The sequence below is a fragment of the Pseudoalteromonas sp. TAP-3C genome (assembly GCF_059888565.1).
In genome coordinates this window covers 3,261,884-3,287,403 of record NZ_CM187618.1, presented here as the reverse complement: position 1 = coordinate 3,287,403, position 25,520 = coordinate 3,261,884, and the positions used below count along the sequence as shown (strand labels likewise).

Annotated in this window: 18 protein-coding genes and 4 rRNA genes; all 22 read left to right on the top strand. The window is 43.1% G+C overall.

Annotation, left to right across the window (positions count from 1 at the left end):
- Positions 1–12 precede the first annotated feature (12 nt).
- The 22 genes from AC6H44_RS15365 (at position 13) to creD (ending at position 25,494) form a co-directional block, all read left to right on the top strand.
- A complete protein-coding gene (locus AC6H44_RS15365) occupies positions 13–798 on the top strand; it encodes a ParA family protein (RefSeq protein ID WP_008112117.1) in 786 nt (261 codons plus the stop codon).
- 20 nt (positions 799–818) lie between these two features.
- Positions 819–1,745 (top strand): ParB/RepB/Spo0J family partition protein, encoded by a 927-nt coding sequence (locus tag AC6H44_RS15360; RefSeq protein ID WP_500736558.1) that lies wholly within the window; start codon positions 819–821, stop codon positions 1,743–1,745.
- A gap of 142 nt (positions 1,746–1,887) precedes the next feature.
- Positions 1,888–2,268 (top strand): ATP synthase subunit I, encoded by a 381-nt coding sequence (locus AC6H44_RS15355; RefSeq protein WP_500736556.1) that lies wholly within the window; start codon positions 1,888–1,890, stop codon positions 2,266–2,268.
- 15 nt (positions 2,269–2,283) lie between these two features.
- Positions 2,284–3,141, top strand: a complete 858-nt coding sequence (gene atpB / locus AC6H44_RS15350) for a F0F1 ATP synthase subunit A (RefSeq protein ID WP_500736555.1) — start codon at positions 2,284–2,286, stop codon at positions 3,139–3,141.
- A 53-nt stretch (positions 3,142–3,194) separates the two neighbouring features.
- On the top strand, positions 3,195–3,437 hold the full coding sequence (gene atpE, locus AC6H44_RS15345; protein ID WP_006793954.1) for a F0F1 ATP synthase subunit C: 243 nt from the start codon (positions 3,195–3,197) through the stop codon (positions 3,435–3,437).
- A 41-nt stretch (positions 3,438–3,478) separates the two neighbouring features.
- Positions 3,479–3,949 (top strand): F0F1 ATP synthase subunit B, encoded by a 471-nt coding sequence (atpF, locus tag AC6H44_RS15340; protein WP_013466265.1) that lies wholly within the window; start codon positions 3,479–3,481, stop codon positions 3,947–3,949.
- 16 nt (positions 3,950–3,965) lie between these two features.
- Entirely contained in the window at positions 3,966–4,499 is a 534-nt protein-coding gene (atpH, locus tag AC6H44_RS15335) for a F0F1 ATP synthase subunit delta (RefSeq protein ID WP_500736552.1), read from the top strand.
- A gap of 14 nt (positions 4,500–4,513) precedes the next feature.
- On the top strand, positions 4,514–6,055 hold the full coding sequence (gene atpA, locus AC6H44_RS15330) for a F0F1 ATP synthase subunit alpha (protein WP_500736550.1): 1,542 nt from the start codon (positions 4,514–4,516) through the stop codon (positions 6,053–6,055).
- Between the two features lie 59 nt (positions 6,056–6,114).
- Positions 6,115–6,975 (top strand): F0F1 ATP synthase subunit gamma, encoded by an 861-nt coding sequence (gene atpG / locus AC6H44_RS15325; protein ID WP_500736549.1) that lies wholly within the window; start codon positions 6,115–6,117, stop codon positions 6,973–6,975.
- A gap of 33 nt (positions 6,976–7,008) precedes the next feature.
- Positions 7,009–8,394 carry a F0F1 ATP synthase subunit beta gene (gene atpD / locus AC6H44_RS15320; protein ID WP_500736547.1) on the top strand — a complete coding sequence of 462 codons (1,386 nt, stop codon included), beginning with the start codon at positions 7,009–7,011 and terminating at the stop codon, positions 8,392–8,394.
- A gap of 13 nt (positions 8,395–8,407) precedes the next feature.
- A complete protein-coding gene (locus AC6H44_RS15315) occupies positions 8,408–8,830 on the top strand; it encodes a F0F1 ATP synthase subunit epsilon (RefSeq protein WP_500736546.1) in 423 nt (140 codons plus the stop codon).
- A gap of 641 nt (positions 8,831–9,471) precedes the next feature.
- Positions 9,472–10,677: an IS4 family transposase gene (locus tag AC6H44_RS15310; RefSeq protein WP_500735106.1), complete on the top strand. Its 1,206-nt coding sequence runs from the start codon at positions 9,472–9,474 to the stop codon at positions 10,675–10,677.
- A 396-nt stretch (positions 10,678–11,073) separates the two neighbouring features.
- Complete coding sequence (gene ltrA, locus AC6H44_RS15305; RefSeq protein WP_500736545.1) at positions 11,074–12,222, top strand: group II intron reverse transcriptase/maturase; 1,149 nt, start codon at positions 11,074–11,076, stop codon at positions 12,220–12,222.
- Between the two features lie 338 nt (positions 12,223–12,560).
- Positions 12,561–13,919 (top strand): bifunctional UDP-N-acetylglucosamine diphosphorylase/glucosamine-1-phosphate N-acetyltransferase GlmU, encoded by a 1,359-nt coding sequence (glmU, locus tag AC6H44_RS15300; RefSeq protein WP_500736544.1) that lies wholly within the window; start codon positions 12,561–12,563, stop codon positions 13,917–13,919.
- A 143-nt stretch (positions 13,920–14,062) separates the two neighbouring features.
- Positions 14,063–15,847, top strand: coding sequence for a choice-of-anchor I family protein (locus tag AC6H44_RS15295; protein WP_500736543.1), 1,785 nt, complete (start codon positions 14,063–14,065; stop codon positions 15,845–15,847).
- Between the two features lie 665 nt (positions 15,848–16,512).
- A 16S ribosomal RNA gene (locus AC6H44_RS15290) occupies positions 16,513–18,046 on the top strand.
- A gap of 299 nt (positions 18,047–18,345) precedes the next feature.
- A 23S ribosomal RNA gene (locus AC6H44_RS15285) occupies positions 18,346–21,333 on the top strand.
- Positions 21,334–21,467: 134 nt separating this feature from the next.
- Positions 21,468–21,582 (top strand): 5S ribosomal RNA (rrf, locus tag AC6H44_RS15280).
- 62 nt (positions 21,583–21,644) lie between these two features.
- Positions 21,645–21,759 (top strand): 5S ribosomal RNA (gene rrf, locus AC6H44_RS15275).
- The 16S, 23S and 5S rRNA genes sit together here, the layout of an rRNA operon.
- Positions 21,760–21,972: 213 nt before the next feature.
- Positions 21,973–22,653 carry a response regulator gene (locus AC6H44_RS15270; RefSeq protein WP_500736542.1) on the top strand — a complete coding sequence of 227 codons (681 nt, stop codon included), beginning with the start codon at positions 21,973–21,975 and terminating at the stop codon, positions 22,651–22,653.
- Complete coding sequence (creC, locus tag AC6H44_RS15265) at positions 22,640–24,121, top strand: two-component system sensor histidine kinase CreC (protein WP_500736541.1); 1,482 nt, start codon at positions 22,640–22,642, stop codon at positions 24,119–24,121. The genes AC6H44_RS15270 and creC overlap by 14 nt, the downstream gene beginning before the upstream one ends.
- 77 nt (positions 24,122–24,198) lie before the next feature.
- A complete protein-coding gene (creD, locus tag AC6H44_RS15260; RefSeq protein WP_500736540.1) occupies positions 24,199–25,494 on the top strand; it encodes a cell envelope integrity protein CreD in 1,296 nt (431 codons plus the stop codon).
- Positions 25,495–25,520: the final 26 nt, after the last annotated feature.

Genomic DNA, 25,520 nt, shown 5'->3' with positions numbered 1-25,520 from the left:
ATCAGAGACACTGTGGCAAAAGTCATCGCATTAGCAAATCAAAAAGGCGGAGTGGGTAAAACGACCACTGCCGTTAATCTCGCTGCATCTATGGCTGCAACGAAACGTAAAGTGCTGTTAATAGATCTCGACCCGCAAGGCAATGCAACCATGGGCAGTGGCGTCGACAAGTATGGCGACGTGCCTACTATTTATGACTTGCTCATAGAAGATAAGCCTATTGATGAGGTAATTATTAAAGAAACCTCTGGTGAGTACCATATGATTGCTGCAAATGGCGATGTAACCGCTGCAGAAGTTAAATTAATGGAATTATTTGCCCGAGAAGTACGCTTGCGCAACGCACTTGAAAAAATTCAGGATCAGTATGAGTTTATTTTTATAGACTGCCCGCCTTCTTTAAATATGTTAACCGTTAATGCCATGGCTGCCGCTGATTCTATTTTGGTGCCTATGCAGTGTGAATATTATGCGCTGGAAGGATTAACCGCATTAATGGATACGATTACGCAACTTGCGAAGTTAGTTAATCCTAACTTACAAATTGAAGGCATACTACGTACTATGTACGATCCGCGTAATCGACTAGCAAACGATGTATCAGAACAATTAAAACAACATTTTGGCGATAAAGTATACCGTACGGTGATCCCACGTAATGTTCGACTTGCTGAAGCGCCCAGCTTTGGGGCACCAGCAATGTACTACGATCGAGCATCAAGTGGCGCGAAAGCGTATTTAGCGCTCGCGGGTGAAATGCTACGCAGAAAAGAAAAAACAACTCCCGTTGTCGCCTAACTTTGAGGTAAAAAAATAACATGTCTGCTAAAAAACGAGGTTTAGGCCGAGGACTCGATGCGCTTTTAAGTTCATCTAAACCTGCGCCAAGCGAAAGCAAGGAACACGACAGCGCTAATTTAAACAGCAAGGTTGGCGATGTGGCTCAGCCTAGTAACAGTGAATTACAAAAACTTCCCATAGAGTTTTTACATTCAGGTAAATACCAACCACGTAAAGACATGTCGGAAGAGGCACTTGAAGAGCTTGCCAGTTCTATACGTTCACAAGGGATTATTCAACCCATAGTCGTGCGCCCTGTTGCACATAATAGCTACGAAATTATTGCCGGTGAGCGTCGTTGGCGCGCTGCGCAAATTGCCAAACTTGATTTAGTACCCTGTATTATTAAAGATGTACCAGATGAAGCGGCCGTAGCCATTGCCTTGATTGAAAATATTCAACGTGAAGACTTAAACGCCATGGAAGAAGCGATTGCACTTAATCGTTTATTGAGTGAGTTTGAACTAACCCATCAACAAGTCGCAGATGCCGTCGGTAAATCTCGTACAACAGTCACTAATTTACTGCGTTTAAATAATCTTAACAATGATGTAAAAACATTGTTAGAACATGGTGACATTGAAATGGGCCATGCACGTTGTTTATTAGCGCTTGAAGGCGAAGTGCAATCAGATGCCGCACGCTTAGCTGTTGCTAAAGCATTAACCGTTCGTGAGACCGAAAAACTAGTACGCTCTATTTTAGAGCCTGCTCCAGAAAAAGAAATATCAGAAAAAGACCCTGATGTTAAACAGTTAGAGCAACAACTTGCTGATAACCTAGGGGCAAAAGTTGAAATAAATTACAACAAAAAAGGTAAAGGTAAGTTGGTTATCTCTTACACTAACCTTGATGAATTAGACGGTATTTTAAATCGTATTAATCAAGACTATTCCCACCATTAATTCATTGGATGTCTAAAAAGCGACATTTACAGTGATTTTGTGTTACAAAGCGCTTACTCAAGTTGCAAAACTGGCAGGATTAAGTATAATTTCGCCAGTTTTCATGCCCTGATAAGTAGAACGTCATAAAGGTTAATTAAAAGTGACTAATAAGTTAGCAGGCCCATATAGGCTTGCCGCATTAAAATTAATTTGCCTTCAGGGATTGGTAGTCTTTTTAGCTGCACTAATAATTTTTATAGGTTGGGAAACCAATGCCGCCCTTTCAGCACTAGCTGGTGGTGCAGTCGCAGTATTTCCTAACCTTGTATTTGCACTTTATGCATTCAGATACATGGGGGCAAGTCGTGCAAATCAAGCGTATGCTTCGTTAAAACGCGGCAACGGACTAAAATTTATGCTAACAATCGTTTTGTTTGCACTGATACTTAAATCTTACACGGTCATTTTGTTGCCGTTTTTTTGTGCATATGTATTAGTGTTGTTTACAGGATTGTTTACACCCGTTTTTTTTAAACATTAACTTTTGGGATATAACATGGCTGCAGAAGAAGTTACTCTATCTAGCCATATTCAGCACCACTTAACCAATGCTAAGATGTGCTCGACCGACGCTGGTCTTGCCTTCAATAAAGCATGTACGGATAGTGGTTTCTGGACATGGCATGTAGATACCCTCGCATGGTCTATCGGACTAGGTCTAATATTTTTATGGATCTTCCGTAGTGCCGCAAAAAAATCAACTCTGGGTGTACCTGGAAAATTTCAATGTTTTATTGAAATGATTGTTGAGTTCGTTGGTGACAACGTACGCGATACTTTCCATGGTAAAAGTAAGCTAATTGCACCATTAGCATTAACAATATTCGTGTGGATATTTTTAATGAACTTAATGGATTTAATCCCTGTTGACTTCTTACCTGCATTTGCTGGCTTTGTTGGTGAAACTGCGTTTGGTATGGATTCACACGACGTATACATGAAAATTGTACCAACAACCGATATCAACATGACCGCAGCCCTTGCGCTGGGCGTGTTCATTCTCATGATTGGTTACTCAATTAAAATTAAAGGTATCGGCGGTTTTATTAAAGAACTAACACTTCACCCGTTTAGTTCAAACAATACAGCTATGCAGATTCTTTTAATTCCGTTTAATTTATTACTAGAACTTATCGCATTGGTTTCTAAGCCGTTTTCACTGGCTCTGCGTTTGTTCGGTAACTTATATGCAGGTGAGTTAATCTTCATCCTTATAGGTGCTGTAGGTTTAATGCAATTACCGTTGCACTTTGTGTGGGCCGTATTCCATATCTTAGTAATCGTACTGCAAGCATTCGTATTTATGATGCTTACAATCGTATACCTAAGCATGGCAAGCTCAGATAATCACTAATTACTATATTTACAATTTTACTTTTAATTACAATTGAAACTTTGGAGAAATAAATGGAAGCTTTAGAACTAGTAACAGGCTTAAAATACATCGCAGTTGCACTACTAATTGGTTTTGGTGCAATCGGTACAGCTGTTGGTTTTGGTAACATGGGCGGTAAATTCCTTGAAGCATGTGCACGTCAACCTGAGCTTGCACCATCGCTACAAGTTAAAATGTTTATCCTTGCTGGTCTAATCGATGCTGTAGCAATGATTGGTGTTGGTATCGCGATGGTATTGTTGTTCGTACTTTAATTTTATTTTTTGAACAGCTTACTATTTAAGGAGGAGCGGTTGTGAATTTAAACGCCACTCTTATCGGTGAATTAATTGCGTTTACGGTGTTCGTATTATTTTGTATGAAATACGTATGGCCACCACTAAACGGTGCAATTGAAGCTCGCCAGAAGAAGATCGAAGATGGTTTAGCTGCCTCTGATAGAGCCGAAAAAGACTTAGAACTTGCGCAACACAAAGCTGCAGAACAGCTTAAAGATGCAAAGGCTCAAGCGGCTGATATCATTGAACAAGCTAAAAAGCGTGCTGTGCTAATTGTTGACGAAGAAACAGTTCGTGGTCAGCAAGAGCGTGAAAAAATTATTGCTCAAGGGCACTCTGAAATTGAATCAGAGCGCAACCGTGTGACAGAAGAGCTACGTAAGAAAGTAGCTACGCTGGCAGTGGTTGGCGCAGAAAGAATTTTAGAGCGCGAAATCAATCAAGCCGCACATAGTGACATCGTTGAAAAACTTGTCGCTGAGCTGTAATTAGGAGGGTATGAGCATGTCTGAATTGACTACTATCGCTCGCCCATACGCTAAAGCGGCTTTTGAACTTGCCGTTGAAAAAGGCACCATTGAAAGCTGGAATGACATGTTGTTCTTTGCTGGCCACGTTGCCAGCAATGAACAGGCATCTACCATTTTAGCTGGATTGCCTACTGCTACTGCACAAGCTGAGTTATTTATTAACTTATGTGGTGAGCAGCTCAACGAACAAGGTCAGAACCTAGTGAAGGTGATGGCTGAAAATGGACGTTTGATTGCACTGCCTGAAGTTGCCCATTTATTTTCTGCATTAAAAGCAGACTATGAAAAAGAAATCGATATTGATGTGATTTCGGCAACGCCTCTCGCTGCAGCGCAGCTAGAGTCACTGGTAGCGGCACTTGAAAAACGTTTCGCACGCAAAGTTAAGCTGAATTGTAGTGAAGACGCTACAGTTATCGGCGGCCTTATTATCAAGGCGGGCGATACTGTAATTGACGGCTCTTTACGCGGTAAATTAAATCGCTTAGCCACAACACTACAATCGTAATTGGGAAAAAGAGCATGCAACTTAATTCCACTGAAATTTCTGATCTGATCAAACAACGTATTGAGAAGTTCGAAGTTGTAAGTGAAGCTCGTAACGAAGGTACAATTGTATCTGTTACTGACGGTATCATTCGCATCCACGGTCTAGCTGACTGTATGCAAGGTGAGATGATTGAGCTTCCTGGCAACCGTTATGCTATCGCACTAAACCTTGAGCGCGACTCAATTGGTGCAGTAGTAATGGGTCCTTACGCTGACCTTACAGAAGGCGTAAAAGTATATACCACTGGTCGTATTTTAGAAGTACCTGTTGGTCGTGGTCTACTTGGTCGTGTTGTTAACACACTAGGTGCCCCTATCGATGGTAAAGGCGCTTTAGATAACGACGGTTTTGAACCAGTAGAAAAAATTGCACCGGGTGTAATCGAACGTAAATCAGTAGATGAGCCAGTGCAAACTGGTTATAAGTCTATCGATGCGATGATCCCAGTGGGTCGTGGTCAACGTGAGCTTGTAATCGGGGATCGCCAAACAGGTAAAACTGCACTAGCAATCGATGCCATCATCAATCAAAAAGACACAGGCGTTAAGTGTGTGTACGTGGCGATTGGTCAAAAAGCATCTACTATTGCTAACGTAGTACGTAAATTAGAAGAGCACGGTGCACTTGCAAATACTATCGTAGTTGTAGCATCTGCTTCTGAATCTGCGGCACTTCAGTACTTAGCACCGTTCTCGGGCTGTACTATGGGTGAATACTTCCGTGACCGTGGTGAAAACGCATTAATCGTCTATGATGATTTGTCTAAGCAAGCTGTTGCTTATCGTCAAATTTCATTGCTACTTAAGCGTCCACCAGGTCGTGAAGCATACCCAGGTGACGTATTCTACCTTCACTCGCGTCTTTTAGAGCGTGCATCACGTGTAAATGCTGAGTACGTTGAAAAGTTCACCAATGGTGAAGTGAAAGGTAAAACAGGTTCATTAACGGCATTGCCTATCATTGAAACTCAAGGCGGCGACGTTTCTGCGTTCGTACCGACAAACGTTATCTCTATCACCGATGGTCAGATCTTCTTAGAAACTGACTTATTCAACTCAGGTATCCGTCCGGCAGTAAATGCTGGTATTTCGGTATCGCGAGTTGGTGGTGCTGCACAAACTAAAATCGTTAAGAAACTAGGTGGCGGTATCCGTTTAGCCCTAGCTCAGTACCGTGAATTAGCTGCGTTCTCGCAGTTTGCGTCTGACCTTGATGATGCTACTCGTGCTCAACTTGAGCATGGTGAGCGTGTAACAGAGTTAATGAAGCAGAAACAGTATGCGCCAATGTCTGTTGCTGAAATGTCTTTGTCGTTATTCGCAGCTGAGAAAGGTTACTTAAAAGACATCGAAATCCCTAAAATTATGGATTTCGAAGCGGCTTTACTTTCTTATGCAAATAGCACATACGCAGAGCTTATGGCTCAAATCAATGAAACTGGTAACTACAACGCCGAGATCGAAGCGCAGCTTAAAGAACTTCTAGAGAAGTTTAAATCTACGCAAACTTGGTAATTTAGTTATTAATGGTGTGCTTTAAATCCTAAAGCACACCTTGATTCGGAGAGAGAGTCATGGCCAGCGGAAAAGAGATTAAAAGCAAGATCGGCAGTATTAAAAATACTCAAAAGATCACTAGCGCAATGGAAATGGTTGCTGCGTCTAAAATGAAAAAGGCGCAAGAACGAGTGGCTTCAAGCCGTCCATACGCTGAAAAACTACGTAAAGTGATTGGTCGTGTTGCTCAAGCAAATCTTGATTTTACTCACCCGTTCTTAGTAGAACGTGAAGTAAAACGAGTTGGTTATATTGTTATCTCTACTGACCGCGGTCTGTGTGGCGGTTTAAACTCAAATGAGTTTAAAAAAGTCGCATTAGAGATTAAAGCGTGGAAAGAAAAAGGCATTGATGCTGATTTCGCTACTTTAGGTAGTAAAGCTGCGAGCTTTTTTCAACGTTTTGGTGGTCAAGTACTTGCTAAAAAAGCAGGTCTTGGAGATAAGCCTTCTGTACAGGATGTGATTGGTCCGGTAAAAATAATGCTAGATGCATTCTCTGAAGGTAAAATTGACCGTTTATTCCTGGTATATAACAACTTTGTTAATACCATGAAGCAAGAGCCAATAATAGATCAGTTACTCCCTTTGCCAAAAGCTAAAGAAGAAGTATCTACACATGCATGGGATTATTTATATGAACCAAACCCAGAGGCTATTTTAGAGTCTTTATTGGTGCGTTTCATTGAGTCTCAGGTATACCAAGGTGTAGTTGAAAACGCTGCCTCTGAACAGGCTGCCCGCATGGTTGCAATGAAAGCTGCAACGGATAATGCCGGTGACCTTATGGATGAGTTACAGCTTGTATATAACAAAGCTCGCCAAGCAGCAATCACACAAGAAATTAGTGAGATTTGTTCTGGTTCAGCAGCAGTTTAATGCTTCAGGCAAAGATTAACGAGAGGAATAGACATGAGTTTAGGTAAGGTCGTCCAAATTATCGGCGCCGTTGTGGATATCGAATTTCCACAAGACAGCGTGCCAGCCGTATATGACGCGCTAAAAGTAACAGATGGCGATTTAGCTGGTTTGACTTTAGAAGTTCAACAGCAGCTAGGTGGCGGTGTGGTACGTACTATCGCACTAGGTACTACTGACGGTTTACGTCGTGGTGCTGCAGTAGCAAACACAGGCGAAGCAATTCAAGTTCCAGTTGGTACTAAGACCCTAGGTCGTATCATGAACGTACTTGGTGAGCCAATTGATGAAGCAGGCCCAATCGGTGAAGACGAGCGTATGTCTATTCACCGTGCAGCACCTACTTATGAAGAGCAATCAAGCTCAGTTGAACTTTTAGAAACGGGTATCAAGGTAATCGACCTTGTCTGTCCATTTGCTAAAGGTGGTAAAGTGGGTTTATTCGGTGGTGCCGGTGTTGGTAAAACCGTAAACATGATGGAACTTATCCGTAACATCGCAATCGAGCACAGCGGCTACTCAGTATTCGCAGGTGTTGGTGAGCGTACACGTGAGGGTAACGATTTCTACCATGAAATGAACGATTCAAACGTACTTGATAAAGTATCGCTTGTATACGGTCAGATGAACGAGCCTCCAGGTAACCGTTTACGCGTAGCGTTAACCGGTCTTACTATGGCTGAGAAGTTCCGTGATGAAGGTCGCGACGTTCTTTTCTTCGTAGATAACATCTACCGTTACACACTTGCGGGTACAGAAGTATCAGCATTGCTTGGTCGTATGCCATCAGCGGTAGGTTACCAGCCTACACTTGCTGAAGAAATGGGTGTACTTCAAGAGCGTATCGCATCGACTAAGACGGGTTCAATTACTTCAATCCAAGCGGTATACGTACCTGCGGATGATTTAACCGATCCATCACCAGCAACAACGTTTGCTCACTTAGATGCAACAGTGGTACTTTCACGTGATATCGCATCACTAGGTATCTACCCAGCGGTAGACCCTCTTGATTCATCTTCACGTCAGCTTGATCCATTAGTAATTGGTGAAGAGCACTATGGTATAGCGCGCGGCGTTCAAACAGTTCTTCAGCGTTACAAAGAACTTAAAGACATCATCGCGATTCTAGGTATGGACGAGCTTTCTGATGAAGATAAGCAACTTGTATCTCGTGCACGTAAAATCCAGCGTTTCCTATCTCAGCCATTCTTCGTGGCAGAGGTGTTTACAGGTGCGCCAGGTAAATACGTGTCACTTAAAGACACAATTGCCGGCTTCAAAGGCATTTTAAACGGTGAGTTTGATGATATGCCAGAGCAAGCGTTCTACATGGTTGGCTCTATTGAAGAAGCTCAAGAAAAAGCCAAAAGCATGTAATTAGGAGGGTAGTATGGCAGCTATGACTGTACATCTTGATGTAGTAAGTGCTGAGCAGAAGTTATTTTCTGGTTTAGTTGAGTCTATTCAAGTATCTGGTAGTGAAGGTGAGCTAGGTGTTAACGCCGGTCACGCCCCGCTACTAACTGCCCTTAAACCTGGTATGGTACGTTTAGTTAAGCAATTTGGTGAAGAAGAGCTCATCTACATTGCTGGCGGTACACTAGAAGTTCAACCGAACATAGTGACCGTACTTGCTGATACAGCCGTTCGTGGTGAAGACCTAGACGAAAAAGCGGCAGAGCAAGCTAAACGTGACGCTGAAGAGCAAATGGCACGTGGTGGCTCTGCTGATTTTGATTACAATCAAGCAGCAATGCAACTAGCTGAAGCCGTTGCTCAGCTACGCATTATTCAGCAATTACGTAAAAAGTAAGCCTATCTGGTTTTTAAAAGCCCACTTTATGTGGGCTTTTTTGTTTGCCCAGCGAAGCTGGCAAACCCGTCAGGTTGAAAGAAATCTGAATCACCCCGACTGAGGGGAAGATAATCCGAATCGTAAGGGCGTTGCTGGCCAACGGCAGGGTCTGAAGGAAGCGATAGGAAGTTAACAGTACACAACGCAAGTGAACCTGTTTCGGCAGTGTAGGTGGGTAAGCGTGCAAAATAGCGCAAAGCCCGATACTCAGTCAGACCTATACTGTGCTTGAGGGTGGGATTGTTAACAGGGAGCCAGCACAGTAACTGGGGAAGCCTGGCATCTAAACTTAGTGTAAATAAGTGGCCTAAACTCAAGGGGAAACCCAAGGTTTAACGTCGGTGTGAGGTGGCAGATGAACCCGTAGTAGTGAGTAAGGCTAGGCCGATGAAAGCCAGTAATGGTGTGGAGGGCAAAACCAAGCCGACTATCAGCAGTGTGTCTGATAGGGTCAATTTAAATCAAAAGTTTTAATTGATTGCGAAGGGGGGAAGTATTCTTTAAGAGCTGACGAATCCCCACAAAATAAAAATTAATGGTAGACTCTCATGATTATTTGTGATCAAATTTTTTCACTATAAAAAAACTCACTCATAATCATGAAAGCCACCGAAATATTACACAAAGATATTGCCATTGCCTACCCTGAAATTCATAAAACACGTTTAAATACAGTCTTTACGTTTGTTAACTCAGGCTTGCGTGACCAGCGCGTTACTGTCACTTACCTAGGCCGCGGATTAAAATCATTTTCTAATACCGATAAAAAACATGATATTAAACGCGCAGACCGTTTGATTGGTAATGCTAACCTGCATCAAGAACGTCTTTGTTTCTATGAACATATGACCGAATGCTTAGTAGGCCAGCAACAACACCCACTTATTATCGTTGACTGGTCACCTATTAATGGCGGCGAAATATTTCAAGTGCTCAGGGCAAGCATACCAATGGGGGGAAGAGCGTTAACGCTCTATGAAAAAGTGTATCCTGAAAGCGAATTAAATACCGAAGCGGCTCATCAACACTTACTCGATAGCTTGGCACAGTGTTTACCTGCAGATTGTCAGCCTATTATTTTATCTGATGCTATTTTTAGAACGCCATGGTTTAAAGCCATAGAAGATAAAGGCTGGTATTGGCTTGGGCGCGTCAGAGGCAATGTGACCTTATCTAGCGACCTTGAGACATGGCGAAATTGTAAATCATGGTTTGAGCAAGCAACAGATAAACCACACCTTCTGACACAGATTTACTACGGAAAAACAGTTCGTTTCGCGTGCCAAGGTGTTTTGTTTAGAGGGAAAAACAAGGGACGTAAAAAAATCAAAAAACGGGGTGGGCAATCTCAATGTACAACGGTTAAATACCAACAACAAAAGGCCAAAGAGCCTTGGCTACTTGTGTTTAATTTACCTACACAATTTACAGATAAGCCTCAACGGATTGTGACTTTATATAAACAACGTATGCAAATAGAAGAAAGTTTCAGAGACACTAAGAATGCAAAACTTGGCATTAGTTTAGCCTTTGCAAATTCAAGAAGCGCAGAAAGGTTTGATAATTTATTGCTCATAGCGGCGTTAATGTTGTTTGTCTTATGGTGCATAGGGTACACCGTGTCGGCACAACAAGGGGATGCGGCATTACAAGCGAATACAGAGAAAAAACGACGAGTATTGTCCTATATTTATCTTGGCAAAGAAGTGGTTGATGATCCTAGGTATGAGCCTGATGGGCAGTTCATTATTTATGTGTATAGCCAGTTGTCACTTCTGACTATACAAATTGATAATTTAGGCTAAATTCGTGGGGATCTCTCAGCTTTAAGAGTATGAAAATCAGGAATATCGACGTATAGGTTCACATGTATTTCGACGGAAATAGGCAAGAGATGACGGCTAAGCAGGAATGTGGACGCTGAGAATTAAAGGCCGAGCACGGGAGTAATGATTGACCACTTAGGCAGATTGCCACTGGGCTAGCACACCTAATGTCATCATGAAGGACACCACTATACATCAATGTGAAACGACAGACATACCGCAAGCAAAGGCAATTGATGACAGTTTACTACAGCTTGTATGGGCAATTATTAGATATTAATAACCTGTACAAGGGATTCAAAAAAGTGAAAACAGCAAAAGGAGCCGCCCCTTTTTATTGAAGAAAGTGATGGGCAGTCCATAGCCGCGTTCGCCTTGAATTTAGAAGAAAACTTGAAACAACTGCAACGAGAACTGCAAAGCAAGCAGTATCGCGCGCAGCCGGTCAAACGGATAGAAATACCGAAAGACGATGGCGGCGTGAGATTGCTGGGCATTCCAACAGTTCGCGATCGCATAGTACAACAAGCGCTATTGAACATTCTCCAACCGATCTTCGACATCGACTTTCACCCATCAAGTTATGGGTACAGGCCGAAACGAAGCTGCCATGATGCCATCAGCAAAGCCACGGTATTTATTCGTAAATATCAGCGTGAGTGGGTGGTTGATATGGATCTGTCGAAGTGCTTTGACCTGTTAGATCACGATTTAATTATTAGCAGCGTCAAACGCAAAGTGACAGACGGTAGCATTTTAAAGCTGCTCAATCAGTTTTTAAAAAGTGGGGTAATGATAGGCAATCACTGGGAAGCGAGTGAGGTAGGGAGTCCACAAGGAGGGGTTATCAGTCCATTGTTGGCGAATATCTACCTAGATGCGTTCGATCAAGAAATGAAAAAGCGAAATCACAGAATAGTGAGGTACGCCGACGACATTTTGATCTTATGCTGCACAGAAAAAGCAGCGAAACATGCACTCACTGTAGCAACTCAGATACTGGAGAAAGACTTGAAGTTAACAGTCAACCAAAAGAAAACCCATATAGCGCATAGCAGTGAAGGGGTAAAATTTTTGGGAGTGGAGATAGGGTGTAATTGGACACGGATCCAAGGGTCAAAACTCAAAGGCTTTAAACAAAAAGTTAAGCGATTAACAAAACGAAATAGCGGCATGAACTTAGTTGAAATAATAAAAAGACTAAACCCAGTGGTGCGTGGTTTTGTAAATTATTTCAGTATAGCCAATTGTAAACGAGCATTAACTCAGCTTGCGGGGTGGTTAAGACGCCGATTAAGGGCCATTCAGTTAAGGTTGTGGAAAAATCCAGCGAGATTGCATAAACGACTAAAACAATTAGGGAAAAAGCCGCCATTTAAGTTTATAAAAATGAACTCATGGCGAAACTCCCTAAGTCCATTATCGAGTGTAGCAATGCCAAACCAATGGTTTGAAGAGCTAGGTTTATATTCAATGGAAAAAGTAAGTACAGGATGGCTTGCTCAATCGGCGTTTAGTAAATAAGCCGAAGGGATAGAAGAATACAGGAGCCGTATACGAGGTCCGTACGTACGGTTCTGTGAGAGGGATGAGGCAAAAGCCTCACCCTACTCGATGTGCCTAAGGCTAAATTTTCTAACCGAACTGTAAATAAATAGATCGTTATATTCATTATCACTTATATCTGCAAGCTAACCTCGCTACAATAACCCTATTCTATTAGATGTTATTTTGCTTAAGTTAAGATTCAGTAGGTGTTGTTTAGCCTACTGAGTATTTGCACATGATGTGACTTACGAAATCTACTTAGCAAAACGCCTATTTTTATTAAGCTAAAACAACGAAAAAAGGAAATTGTTTTAATGTCTCTGACTACAGTAATTCTTGCTGCGGGTAAAGGTACTCGTATGCGCTCTGCTCTCCCTAAGGTCTTGCATAAAGTGGCAGGTAAACCTATGGTGCAACACGTTATCGATAATGCCAATGCGCTAGGTGCAACCTCTACTAACCTCGTTTATGGTCACGGCGGCGAACTATTACAACAACAACTAGCCGATAATAACGTAAACTGGGTACTGCAAGCCGAACAGCTCGGTACTGGCCACGCAGTGGCACAAGCAAACCCACATATTAATGATGACGACACCGTATTGGTTTTATACGGTGACGTACCTTTAACGAAACAATCAACACTTGAGCGCTTATTAGCAGCAACCCCTAAAAATGGCTTAGCCGTGCTTACTGTTAATTTAGCAAACCCAAATGGCTACGGCCGCATGTTACGTGTTGATGGCAAGTTAGTCGGTATTGTTGAACAAAAAGATGCAACTCCAGAACAGCTACTTATTAATGAAGTAAATACCGGCATTATGGCGGTTAATGGTAGGCTTTTAAAAACATGGTTAGGTAACTTATCTAACAATAATGCCCAAGGCGAATACTACCTAACAGACATAGTTGCTATGGCGCACAGTGAAGGCGTAGAAATTAAATCAGCACAGCCAGATCATCCAATGGAAGTTGAAGGTGCAAATAACCGCGTACAACTTGCAGGATTAGAGCGTGCTTACCAAGCATGGCAAGCAGAAAAACTCATGTTAAATGGGGCAACCCTTGCCGATCCTGCTCGCATTGACGTGCGTGGTAACGTTAAAACAGGTGAAGATGTCCTCATCGATATTAATGTTATTTTTGAAGGTACAGTAACCTTAGGTAATAACGTACAAATTGGCCCTAACTGCGCACTTAAAAACTGTAGCATCGGCGATAATGTTGTAATTAAAGCTAATACGCTAATTGAAGATGCATCAGTTGCAGCTAAATGTACTCTTGGTCCATATGCCCGCCTTCGTCCAGGTGCAATAATGGAAGAAGACTCGCACATTGGTAACTTTGTAGAGATGAAAAAAACCCGTTTAGGTAAAGGCTCTAAAGCAAACCACTTAAGTTACTTAGGTGATGCTGAAATTGGCGAAAAAGTGAATATTGGCGCAGGCACTATTACCTGTAACTACGATGGTGTGAATAAAGCCAAAACCATTATTGGCGATAATGCCTTTATTGGGTCTAACTCGTCTTTAGTTGCTCCTGTAAATATAGGTGCAACAGCAACCGTTGGCGCAGGCTCTGTTATTACCAATACCGTAGCGGATGATCAGCTAGCCGTCGCTCGTGGCAAGCAACGTAATTTAGATGGCTGGAAACGCCCAGTTAAAAAATAATAACTACCATCATTGGTTTTTACATTTAAAGCGAGTTTTATAACTCGCTTTTTATTGCCTAAATATAATTAAAATAAAAATGCCACATTGCTGTCATCCCTGTGTGTTGATATTTAATTAATACAACACTAAGGAAAACAATAATGTTAAACAGATCAATAATAGCCCTTTCTTTGCTATCATTATTAACTGGCTGCTCACTAGATGGTGATGACGGCCAAAATGGCGCACAGGGTATACAAGGTACAGCGGGTAATAATGGCGAAAACGGCGTTAATGCAAATTCAGCCCTAAATATCAATCTTATTGGCCGTGCAGTACTCAATGCACAAAGTCCCCAAGGCGCTGCTGAAATAGTCGCCTATCAAGCTTCAAAAAAATGGATTTATGCCATTAATAGCTCTGGTGATGAGGCTGTTGTGAATATCATTCCTGCCGATACGTTCGATACCGCTGCATTAGTAAAAGATAACGAAGGTATTGTAAGCGCAACCAACCTAACCTCTGCTATTGCACTTTCACTCAACGTAAATACCCCAGGGGATGCAAACAGCATTGCAATTGATGCAAACAACCAATTATTAGCGGTAGCAATGACTGCAAAAACTACGGGAGATGCAGGTCAAATTGCTTTTTATGATATTAGTGGCGAGCAACCCATATTTATTAAAAATGTAACTGTAGGTGCCCTCCCCGATATGGTGGCATTTAGTCACGATGGCGCAAAAGTAGTGGTCGCTAATGAGGGGGAACCTAATGGCGATTACAGTATTGATCCCGAAGGCACTATTAGTATCATTGATATTAATAATGGCACTATTGCAGATACCGCTTTGAGCATAAACTTTCAAGCATACAATAATCAGCAAGCAGAATTAAAAGCACAGGGCTTAGTGTTTGCCAATCCTACAGGACGTACTATTAATGGTAATTTAATTAATACCACGGTCGCGATGGATTTAGAGCCAGAATATGTGAGTATTTCCAAGGATAATAAATACGCTTATGTCTCTATTCAAGAAAATAACGGTCTAGCCATCATCAACCTTGAAGATAATTCCCTTGAGCTAAAAGGACTCGGTTTTAAAGATTGGTCAAACTTAAAATTTGACGCATCAGACAAAGACGGCGGTGTTAATTTTAAATCATTCCCTGGTTTATATGGCATGTATCAGCCAGATACAATTGCAAGTTTTAGCTGGAAAGGAGCCAGCTTTATTGTATCTGCCAATGAGGGTGATGCACGCGAATACTTTTTTGATGCCAGCGATGAAGCTGATTGCATAGCTAAGGGTGGCCTTAATTATGACGCTAAAGATGGGTGTTTGGCATATATAGATGAAAGCCGGGTGGAAGATTTAACGCTCGCAGCTAACTTCGATTACTTAAATAACGATGATAACGACATTGGTCGTTTAAAAGTCACTACAGTAAAAGGTGATAAAAATAACGATGGTCAATACGAATCACTTTATGCCTATGGCGCACGCTCATTTATCATTTGGGATAGCAATGGGCTGGTGGTATATGACTCAGGCGATCAAATTGCACGAGTAACCGCTTCTGTTCATGGCAATGCGTTCAATAATAACGAAGATGAAAACAAAGGCGATACACGCTCAGATGATAAAGGGGCAGAACCCGAAGCGCTAACATTAGGTAAGGTTGGCGATAGACTATTTGCCTTTGTTGGTTTAGAGCGCATGGGTGGGATAATGGTGTTTGATATAACCAATCCTTATGATGTGAAATTTCAAGACTACTTTTATAATCGTGGTTTAGAACCAAGTGCAGATATAAGTGGTGACCTTGCTCCTGAAGGAATGACATTTGTTCCTGCAGCGCAAAGTGCAACAAACGAAGCACTGCTTATAATCGGTAATGAAATCTCAGGCTCAATTGCCGTATGGGAAATAACAACTCAGTAATTAGTAAAGCTTTAAGTAAAAGCGATGTAGTGGTTATCTATAAATCGCTTTTACTTCCTCCCCTCTCAATAATCATGCTTTGTGTGAATGCTTTTTAATCAAAAATAGCCCTGCAGCCCTTTGTTTGTATGGTTATTGTACTAAATTGAAATTAATTTAATAAAACTGAAATAAAGCATTGACCCTCTCCAGAATATCCTTATAATGCGCATCCACTGACCCGGCAGGCAGCAATGAAAAGCGCTGAACAAACGGTAAGTGAGTCGAGTTAAACTTAGCTTTTAAATCTTTTAAAAGAAACTAAAAATTAAGTGTTGACAAAAAAATAGGAAAGCGTAATATGCGCAGCCCTAGCGAGATAAAGTTTAACTTTAACCGCAACCGGTTAACCGGTAGCTCTTTAACAATATAAAGCAATCATCTGTGTGGGCACTCGTACAGATTGAGTTCTAACAGCCAAGCTTAGTTTACCAAGTAAGGCAAAAAATTTAGAGTCTCAATGTGTTTTCTCGAAAGAGAAACTGAGTGACCAACAGCAATAACTTACTTAGGTTTTACTTAAGAAAAGAATTGCAGCACAGTCAATTCAATATCGAAAGATATTAAATAAATTCAGAATTCATTGAGCAATCTCATCTCTTAATTGAGTGGGAAGAAAAAACTTTTAATTGAAGAGTTTGATCATGGCTCAGATTGAACGCTGGCGGCAGGCCTAACACATGCAAGTCGAGCGGTAACATTTCTAGCTTGCTAGAAGATGACGAGCGGCGGACGGGTGAGTAATGCTTGGGAACATGCCTTGAGGTGGGGGACAACAGTTGGAAACGACTGCTAATACCGCATAATGTCTACGGACCAAAGGGGGCTTCGGCTCTCGCCTTTAGATTGGCCCAAGTGGGATTAGCTAGTTGGTGAGGTAATGGCTCACCAAGGCGACGATCCCTAGCTGGTTTGAGAGGATGATCAGCCACACTGGGACTGAGACACGGCCCAGACTCCTACGGGAGGCAGCAGTGGGGAATATTGCACAATGGGCGCAAGCCTGATGCAGCCATGCCGCGTGTGTGAAGAAGGCCTTCGGGTTGTAAAGCACTTTCAGTCAGGAGGAAAGGGTGTGAGTTAATACCTCACATCTGTGACGTTACTGACAGAAGAAGCACCGGCTAACTCCGTGCCAGCAGCCGCGGTAATACGGAGGGTGCGAGCGTTAATCGGAATTACTGGGCGTAAAGCGTACGCAGGCGGTTTGTTAAGCGAGATGTGAAAGCCCCGGGCTCAACCTGGGAACTGCATTTCGAACTGGCAAACTAGAGTGTGATAGAGGGTGGTAGAATTTCAGGTGTAGCGGTGAAATGCGTAGAGATCTGAAGGAATACCGATGGCGAAGGCAGCCACCTGGGTCAACACTGACGCTCATGTACGAAAGCGTGGGGAGCAAACAGGATTAGATACCCTGGTAGTCCACGCCGTAAACGATGTCTACTAGAAGTTCGGAGCCTCGGTTCTGTTTTTCAAAGCTAACGCATTAAGTAGACCGCCTGGGGAGTACGGCCGCAAGGTTAAAACTCAAATGAATTGACGGGGGCCCGCACAAGCGGTGGAGCATGTGGTTTAATTCGATGCAACGCGAAGAACCTTACCTACACTTGACATACTCAAAAGGCGAAAGAGATTTTGCTGTGCCTTCGGGAATTGAGATACAGGTGCTGCATGGCTGTCGTCAGCTCGTGTTGTGAGATGTTGGGTTAAGTCCCGCAACGAGCGCAACCCCTATCCTTAGTTGCTAGCAGGTAATGCTGAGAACTCTAAGGAGACTGCCGGTGATAAACCGGAGGAAGGTGGGGACGACGTCAAGTCATCATGGCCCTTACGTGTAGGGCTACACACGTGCTACAATGGCGCATACAGAGTGCTGCGAACCTGCGAAGGTAAGCGAATCACTTAAAGTGCGTCGTAGTCCGGATTGGAGTCTGCAACTCGACTCCATGAAGTCGGAATCGCTAGTAATCGCGTATCAGAATGACGCGGTGAATACGTTCCCGGGCCTTGTACACACCGCCCGTCACACCATGGGAGTGGGTTGCTCCAGAAGTAGATAGTCTAACCTTAGGGAGGACGTTTACCACGGAGTGATTCATGACTGGGGTGAAGTCGTAACAAGGTAGCCCTAGGGGAACCTGGGGCTGGATCACCTCCTTATACGATTTAGAACTTATTTGTTCGACGTGTCCACACAGATGAATGTTTATAAATCTCGCTGCGCGATGCGAAGCAGATTTTATTGCTCTTTAAAAATTTGGAAAAGCTGATAATAAAATTCGTATGAATGACATTTGTTATTTGTACAGAGTTTTCAAAAGTAAAAAACAATGATAGCAGTATCATTCAGTGCCATTTAATAAACGTTTACGTTTGTTGATTGGTATCTACTTTAGTATTCAATATTAACTTCTGGCGAAGTTAAACTGTCACAAAACAAAGACCCGTTTGGGTTGTATGGTTAAGTGACTAAGCGTACACGGTGGATGCCTTGGCAGTTGGAGGCGATGAAGGACGTATTAACTTGCGATAAGCCTAGTCAAGCTAGTAAAAAGCACTTGAGACTAGGATTTCCGAATGGGGAAACCCACCTGCTTGCAGGTATCGTTAACTGAATACATAGGTTAACGAAGCGAACGCGGAGAACTGAAACATCTAAGTACCCGTAGGAAAAGAAATCAACCGAGATTCCGAGAGTAGCGGCGAGCGAAATCGGAACAGCCCTTAAGCTTATTATGTGTTAATGGAAGGCTGCTGGAAAGCGCCACGATACAGGGTGATAGTCCCGTACATGAAAACGCATTTTAAGTGAAATCGAGTAGGTCGGAGCACGTGAAACTTTGACTGAATATAGGTGGACCATCATCTAAGGCTAAATACTCCCAACTGACCGATAGTGAACCAGTACCGTGAGGGAAAGGCGAAAAGAACCCCTGTGAGGGGAGTGAAATAGAACCTGAAACCGTGTACGTACAAGCAGTAGGAGCCTACTTGTTAGGTGACTGCGTACCTTTTGTATAATGGGTCAGCGACTTATATTTTGTAGCGAGGTTAACCGATTAGGGAAGCCGTAGGGAAACCGAGTCTTAACTGGGCGAATAGTTGCAAGGTATAGACCCGAAACCCGGTGATCTAGCCATGGGCAGGTTGAAGATTGAGTAACATCAATTGGAGGACCGAACCCACTAACGTTGAAAAGTTAGGGGATGACCTGTGGTTAGGAGTGAAAGGCTAATCAAACCGGGAGATAGCTGGTTCTCCCCGAAATCTATTTAGGTAGAGCCTCGGACGAATACTTACGGGGGTAGAGCACTGTTAAGGCTAGGGGGTCATCCCGACTTACCAACCCTTTGCAAACTCCGAATACCGTAAAGTACTATCCGGGAGACACACGGCGGGTGCTAACGTCCGTCGTGAAGAGGGAAACAACCCAGACCGCCAGCTAAGGTCCCCAAGTCATAGTTAAGTGGGAAACGATGTGGAAAGGCCCAGACAGCCAGGAGGTTGGCTTAGAAGCAGCCATCCTTTAAAGAAAGCGTAATAGCTCACTGGTCGAGTCGGTCTGCGCGGAAGATGTAACGGGGCTAAACTATGCACCGAAGCTGCGGATTTGAGCATACCACCCAAGCTATTTTGATTAACGTTGACAGCGCGAAGCGCCCAGCGTTCAAGCGTCACCTAAACGTGAGTCGATGATGATAGAGATAGTTTCGGGGTATGCTCAAGTGGTAGGGGAGCGTTCTGTAAGCGGTTGAAGGTGTGCCGGGAGGCATGCTGGACGTATCAGAAGTGCGAATGCTGACATGAGTAACGATAATGCGGGTGAAAAACCCGCACGCCGGAAGACCAAGGGTTCCTATCCCATGTTAATCAGGGTAGGGTAAGTCGACCCCTAAGGCGAGGCCGAAAGGCGTAGTCGATGGGAAACGGATTAATATTTCCGTACTTGGTATAATTGCGATGGGGGGACGGAGCAGGCTAAGCAAGCATGGCGTTGGTAGTCCATGTGAAAGTGAGTAGGGCGTTTGTTTAGGTAAATCCGGACAAACATTAAACCTGAGACACGAGACGAGTCACTACGGTGATGAAGTTGCTGATGCCATACTTCCAGGAAAAGCCTCTAAGCTTCAGATTATACCGAATCGTACCCCAAACCGACACAGGTGGTCAGGTAGAGAATACTAAGGCGCTTGAGAGAACTCGGGTGAAGGAACTAGGCAAAATCGTACCGTAACTTCGGGAGAAGGTACGCTCCGATGGGTGACGGGACTTGCTCCCTGAGCTAATTGGAGCCGCAGTGACCAGGTGGCTGGGACTGTTTATTAAAAACACAGCACTGTGCAAAATCGCAAGATGACGTATACGGTGTGACACCTGCCCGGTGCCGGAAGGTTAATTGATGGGGTTATCTTCGGAGAAGCTCTTGATCGAAGCCCCGGTAAACGGCGGCCGTAACTATAACGGTCCTAAGGTAGCGAAATTCCTTGTCGGGTAAGTTCCGACCTGCACGAATGGTGTAACCATGGCCACGCTGTCTCCACCCGAGACTCAGTGAAATTGAAATCGCAGTGAAGATGCTGTGTACCCGCGGCTAGACGGAAAGACCCCGTGAACCTTTACTACAGCTTGGCACTGAACATTGAACCTACATGTGTAGGATAGGTGGGAGACTTAGAAGATGAGACGCTAGTTTTGTTGGAGTCGACCTTGAAATACCACCCTTGTAGTTTTGATGTTCTAACGTTGGCCCCTGAATCGGGGTTACGGACAGTGCCTGGTGGGTAGTTTGACTGGGGCGGTCTCCTCCCAAAGAGTAACGGAGGAGCACGAAGGTTGGCTAAGTACGGTCGGACATCGTACGGTTAGTGTAATGGTAGAAGCCAGCTTAACTGCGAGACAGACACGTCGAGCAGGTACGAAAGTAGGTCATAGTGATCCGGTGGTTCTGAATGGAAGGGCCATCGCTCAACGGATAAAAGGTACTCCGGGGATAACAGGCTGATACCGCCCAAGAGTTCATATCGACGGCGGTGTTTGGCACCTCGATGTCGGCTCATCACATCCTGGGGCTGAAGTCGGTCCCAAGGGTATGGCTGTTCGCCATTTAAAGTGGTACGCGAGCTGGGTTTAGAACGTCGTGAGACAGTTCGGTCCCTATCTGCCGTGGGCGTTTGAGAATTGAGAGGGGTTGCTCCTAGTACGAGAGGACCGGAGTGAACGAACCGCTGGTGTTCGGGTTGTCATGCCAATGGCATTGCCCGGTAGCTACGTTCGGAACTGATAAGCGCTGAAAGCATCTAAGCGCGAAGCAGGCCTCGAGATGAGTTCTCACTAGACTTTTAAAGTCTCTGAAGGGCCGTTGAAGACTACAACGTTGATAGGCAAGGTGTGGAAGCATGGTGACATGTTAAGCTAACTTGTACTAATTACCCGTGAGGCTTAACCATACAACGCCAAACGCGTTTTATGTGATAGTTTAAGCGCAGAAGTTAATATAACTAAAGTAGATTTACGATACTCTTTATTATCAGAATTCCAAATTTTAGTTAGTGCGTATTAGTACGAACTAACACCAAATTTGCTTGGTGACAATAGCGTTTTGGACCCACCTGACCCCATGCCGAACTCAGTAGTGAAACGAAACAGCGCCGATGATAGTGTAGCATTTGCTATGTGAAAGTAGGACATTGCCAGGCTCCAAATTCAGTTGCAGAACTTTAACCTTAAAAATTATAATAAGAAAATTGAAAAGAATTTTCTTGGTGACAATAGCGTTTTGGACCCACCTGACCCCATGCCGAACTCAGTAGTGAAACGAAACAGCGCCGATGATAGTGTAGCATTTGCTATGTGAAAGTAGGACATTGCCAGGATACTAATTAAACAAACCCGCTTCAGAAATGTAGCGGGTTTTTTGCGTTTATCGCTTAATTAGCGAGAGTAAAGTTAGCTAGAGTAAAGAGGCGAAGTACTTGACTACCGCGTTTAAAAATTCATTCTGATAAAACTCGCAAACTCTTGACTGCCTCATAAGTTACTGCAACTATAAACCTTGCTAATTAGGTTGTAGTAAAGGAATGAATTGCATGACAATCGCGCAGGTTGTGATCATTGAAGATGAAAAAGCGATCGCTGATACACTAATCCATACTCTAGAAATAGCTGGTTTTGCTGTGCAGTGGTTTGCTACCGCGGGTGAGGGGCTTGAGTATATTAAAAACAACATGCCTGCCCTGCTGATTTTGGATGTTGGTTTACCAGATGCTAATGGTTTTGAGTTGTGTAAACAGATAAGGGAGTTCTCAGCGCTACCTATTATATTTCTTACCGCCCGTAATGATGAAATAGATCGTGTGGTGGGATTAGAAATAGGCGCTGATGATTATGTTACTAAGCCATTTAGCCCACGAGAAGTGCTTGCACGGGTTAAACTTAGAATCAGACATAGCGAACCTGAGATTAAAGCAACTATCTCCCCAAAACCAGTCTCAGGGCTTTATGCTGAAAATTTTGATTATCATTTCCAAAACCAAGCGCTGGCTCTTACTGCATTGGAATTTAAATTGCTGAATAAGCTAATTAGTCATCCTCGCCAAGTATTCTCCCGTGAACAATTATTGCTGTCGGCGCAAAATCACCAAGATGCAATTTATGCCCGTAATGTAGATAGTCACATCAAGGCTATTCGTAATAAACTACGCGCGGTATCGGCTCCTGAATGTATTCATACCAAACGTGGTTTTGGTTATTACTATGAATCCAGCTAAGCCAACAAAAACAGTATTTGCTCGTCTTAAACGATGGCCTAAGATCCCGCTTGGATTGAGGCTGTTTTTGCTCTACTTTGTGCTAGTGATTTTAACCGCTTACTTGGTTAGCTCGACAGTTATGAGAGAGATCAAACCAACGGTACGCCAAGCAAGTGAAGAAACGCTGGTAGACATGGCAAACATGTTGGCTGTAATGGCAAGCAACCCGCTGGCGAACGGGGATATCGCACAGAGCGCTTTTGCTAAGCAAATTAACTTTTATAGTTTACGTGACCCAAATGCTGCTATTTGGGGAGTTGCAAAAAAATCAGTTAATCACCGAGTTTATATAACCGATCAACAAGGGGTTGTGGTGCTGGACTCATGGCAGCAGGATGTTGGTAATGATTTCTCTAAATGGAATGATGTTTACCTCACCTTACGTGGTGAGTACGGGGCACGTTCAACTGCATTAGACCCCAACGATCCGCTATCAACAGTCATGCATGTTGCGGCGCCTATTATCTATAACGATGAAATAATTGGCAGTGTTACAGTTGCTAAAGCAAACCGCTCGGTACAGCCATTTATTGATATTTCCAGGTATAGGGTATTAACTTGGTTAGCGTTAATGAGTGTACTCGCACTTATAATTGGTGCGTTAATCGCGTGGCGAATTAATACTGCGTTATATAAGCTGGCTGACTACGCTGATAAAATGGGCCGCGGTGAAAAAACCAATAAACCCACCTTTAGAGTTTTTTATGAATATAGCTTACTCAGTGATGCGCTTGAAAATATGCGTCGTCAGCTCGATGGTAAGCGTTATGTAGAAAATTATGTGCAAACCCTAACGCATGAGTTAAAAAGTCCATTGTCAGCGATCAAAGGAGCCAGTGAAATATTACAAACGCCTACCACGGTGGATAAACAGCAATTGTTTGCTCAGAATATTGAAACCGAAGCCACGCGCATGCAGCAATTGATCGATAAGTTGTTAGCACTAACAAAACTTGAACAACTCCCAGAGCTTGAACAACGGCAATCAATTGATTTACCAGCTTTACTTGAGCAGATAAAAGCCTCCTTTATCAGCAGGCTAATGACCAAAAAAGTAGAGGTAAGCGTTGTATGTGATAGCAAAGTCGCTTTTGTGGGAGATCAATTTTTAATACAGCAAGCCTTGTATAACTTGTTTGAAAACGCGCTGGATTTTGTATATGAACAGGGCAAGATCAATATTACGGTCACGCAAACCGCAGGGGAGCTTTCTATTAACGTCGAAAACACTGGCCCGAATATACCTGATTATGCGTTAGCGAGAGTAACCGAACGCTTTTACTCGCTCGCCAGAAGTAACGGACAAAAAAGTACCGGACTTGGACTTAATTTTGTAGAACAAGTAGTTAAGTTACATAAAGGCAAGCTAATAATAAATAATACCGCGCAGGGGGTGTCTGTTCAGCTGTTTTTACCAACTCCATAAAGACTCCACATAAGCACCATTTAAACTCCATGTTGGTTGATTACACTGTGGCTATACCAAACACGGAGTAAATAACAATGAAACAAAAACTGGAAACCAAATTGGTGATTATCATAGGCCTAATTGTACTATTACTAGTGCCTATTTTTATGATTCAAAGCCTGATTGATGAGCGTGCAGAGTTACAGCAACAAGTGCAAGCTGATATTGCCAAAAGCAGCAGTGGTGAGCAGCAAATAATAGGGCCGTTTATCCAAGTACAGTTTATAGAAACTCATACCGTGGAGGGCAACACCACTGAACTGTTGAAAACGCTGTTGTTGTTACCTGAAACATTAACGATAAACAGTGAATTATCTTCTTTTGAAAAATACCGAGGTATTTATAAGGCGTTGCTGTATCGCTCAATGAATCACTTTGCAGGCCAATTTAATACCGAGGCTTTAAAAGAATTAGCAGGTAAAAAGATAAAACAGGTGCATATGGTGATGGCGATTAAAGATATTCGCGGTATTGGTCAAGGCAGTGCTATGCGCATAAATAACCAAGAATATGTGCTGCAGCCTGGTACTAAGCTGGCGCAATTGCCTGAAGGCGTGAATATTGAACTCGATTATAGTGCTTTACTTGCGCAGCAAACGTTGGATTATCAAATTGATTTAAATCTACAAGGAATGCGTAAACTGGCTATTGCCCCTATCGGCAAAGAAACCAGTCTTAGCATGCAAGCCGATTGGCCACATCCAAGCTTTGTTGGTGACTATTTACCTATCGACTCAAGTATTTCAGAGCAAGGCTTTACTGCCAGCTGGCAAACAAACTACTTTGCTACCAACTTAAAAGAGCTGTTTCAGCATTGTGTTTTTCAAAATCAGTGCGAGCAATTTAAGCAACGTAGCATGGGAGTTAACCTTGTTGATGGTGTTGATCATTACTTAAAAAGTTATCGCGCCAGTAACTACGCAATTTTAGTGCTGATATTGGTATTTGCCAGCTTCTTTTTACTCGAAGTGCTCCGCAGCGAACCCGTTCATCCGGTGCAGTATGGCTTTGTAGGCTTAGCGTTGGCCGTTTTTTACTTATTGTTGATATCGCTTGGTGAACACCTTGGTTTTAACCTTGCCTACTTACTATCAGCATTAGCTTCTTCATTATTACTGAGTATTTATGTGGCTGGCATGTTGAAAAATACTAAGCATGGCGGGCTATTTCTGCTTGGTATACTGTTTTTATACAGTTTACTTTACGGGCTATTAAGTGCAGAAGATTACGCATTGTTGATGGGCAGTTTGCTGGTATTTGTAGTGCTGAGTTTGATTATGATGCTGACCCGACAAGTTAACTGGTATCGTGGTAAAACGAGCGAAGAATAATTTTAGGGAGAGTGAGCCTCCCTTTT

Coding starts and splice junctions, on each gene's coding strand:
- AC6H44_RS15360 (WP_500736558.1), top strand. CDS start 819: ATGTCTGCTAAAAAACGAGGTTTAGGCCGAGGACTCGATGCGCTTTTA.
- atpB (WP_500736555.1), top strand. CDS start 2,284: ATGGCTGCAGAAGAAGTTACTCTATCTAGCCATATTCAGCACCACTTA.
- atpE (WP_006793954.1), top strand. CDS start 3,195: ATGGAAGCTTTAGAACTAGTAACAGGCTTAAAATACATCGCAGTTGCA.
- atpH (WP_500736552.1), top strand. CDS start 3,966: ATGTCTGAATTGACTACTATCGCTCGCCCATACGCTAAAGCGGCTTTT.
- atpA (WP_500736550.1), top strand. CDS start 4,514: ATGCAACTTAATTCCACTGAAATTTCTGATCTGATCAAACAACGTATT.
- atpG (WP_500736549.1), top strand. CDS start 6,115: ATGGCCAGCGGAAAAGAGATTAAAAGCAAGATCGGCAGTATTAAAAAT.
- atpD (WP_500736547.1), top strand. CDS start 7,009: ATGAGTTTAGGTAAGGTCGTCCAAATTATCGGCGCCGTTGTGGATATC.
- AC6H44_RS15315 (WP_500736546.1), top strand. CDS start 8,408: ATGGCAGCTATGACTGTACATCTTGATGTAGTAAGTGCTGAGCAGAAG.
- AC6H44_RS15310 (WP_500735106.1), top strand. CDS start 9,472: ATGAAAGCCACCGAAATATTACACAAAGATATTGCCATTGCCTACCCT.
- glmU (WP_500736544.1), top strand. CDS start 12,561: ATGTCTCTGACTACAGTAATTCTTGCTGCGGGTAAAGGTACTCGTATG.
- AC6H44_RS15295 (WP_500736543.1), top strand. CDS start 14,063: ATGTTAAACAGATCAATAATAGCCCTTTCTTTGCTATCATTATTAACT.
- AC6H44_RS15270 (WP_500736542.1), top strand. CDS start 21,973: ATGACAATCGCGCAGGTTGTGATCATTGAAGATGAAAAAGCGATCGCT.
- creC (WP_500736541.1), top strand. CDS start 22,640: ATGAATCCAGCTAAGCCAACAAAAACAGTATTTGCTCGTCTTAAACGA.
- creD (WP_500736540.1), top strand. CDS start 24,199: ATGAAACAAAAACTGGAAACCAAATTGGTGATTATCATAGGCCTAATT.